This window comes from Methanoregula sp., assembly GCF_002835825.1.
Lineage (GTDB): Archaea > Halobacteriota > Methanomicrobia > Methanomicrobiales > Methanospirillaceae > Methanoregula.
The window spans coordinates 1-1,250 of the sequence record NZ_PIZH01000608.1 but is presented as its reverse complement, the minus strand read 5'-3'; the positions used below and the strand labels follow the sequence as shown (position 1 = coordinate 1,250).

General features: G+C 60.2%; 2 protein-coding genes. Both read right to left on the bottom strand.

The window, feature by feature from the left end; all coding sequences use genetic code 11:
- Positions 1-695: 4Fe-4S binding protein (locus CW742_RS13770; RefSeq protein ID WP_292421356.1), on the bottom strand; the 695-nt coding region annotated here is incomplete at its 3' end.
- A gap of 21 nt (positions 696-716) precedes the next feature.
- Positions 717-1,250, bottom strand: a 534-nt coding sequence (locus CW742_RS13765; RefSeq protein WP_292421354.1) for an EFR1 family ferrodoxin, incomplete at its 5' end; no start/stop codon positions are given.

Genomic DNA, 1,250 nt, shown 5'->3' with positions numbered 1-1,250 from the left:
CTGACCGAGCCCATCTCCTGCACTCCGTTATGGACCACCCCCATCACGGCAGGGCTCATAGGGCATGTCATCGAACAGTTACCGCAGTCGATGCAGCGCGAGGGGTAAGCCGCAAGCCGGAGGGCGGGCAATTTGACGATGTTGCCGATCTTCCGGCCCGCGATCATCACGATGGCCATCGGGCAGAGCACGCCGCAGAACCCGCGCCGGCCGGCGAGGAAGGCGGTAATGAAGATGACCGCGAATATGACCGCGACGATCACCAGAACATCGGGTGACGAGATCGAGATCCCGTTCACGGTGCCATAGAACGGGTCAACTGAACGGATCCCCCCGGCAGTGACGATGGTGAGCGCGAGCGCCCCAAGCCAGAGCGCCGCGATTCCGTATTTCACGTATTTCCGCCAGCCTTCCTGGACAGTGTGCTTAAAGACCGGCGAGCAGATCTCCTGCCATGCCCCCATCGGGCAGAGCCACCCGCACCAGAGCCGGGCGACGAAGAACGAGAGAACGAAGAGCAGGATGAGGAGGATCATGCTGCCGGTGGCGATGCCTTCTGCTGCCCCCATCATCAGGATGATGGGCGAGATGTAGAAGATCGTTACCGGGATGAGCAGGAACGATACGATGAGGATCCATTTCCGGATGGTCTGCCGGGACGATACAGGGTTTTTTTGTGCTTGTTTTTCTGTCATGGTCATCTCCTGGTTTTTCATTCAGATTTGTTCTGCGGGCTGATTCCCCCGCGGAATCTTCAGGTCATCGGTTTTGACCTCCGGGTTCCGGTACCGCTTCCGCCCTTTCGTCTTTTTGCCGGCATCGATAGCCTGCACCGGGCAGGTATGGATGCACCCGCAGCAGAGCTCGCACCGGTGAAGGAAGACCGGCCTGCCATCGCGCAGTTCGATGTTCTGTGCCGGGCAGATGGCGGAGCACGTCCCGCAGGAGGTGCAGGTATCCGCGACCGTGAACTTCCTGTCGTCATCGTGGACATGGGACCGTAACCACGGGTAGATGAGGATCATGAGGATCCGCGGGATGAGGGAGGATGGCATCGGGGGTCTCCCGCACCGGGACACCTCCCCTGCGATTCCTGCTAGCTCATCGTCTGCCTTTGCAAGGATCTCCTGCTGCTTTTCGCCCTGCGGGGACTCGTACATCAGGATATAGTTGCCAGGCATATGGACCCCAAACGCTGCATCAAGCCCCCGCCCCTGCTGCCGTTTCAGGATGCCGTCGAGCTGCCGGAG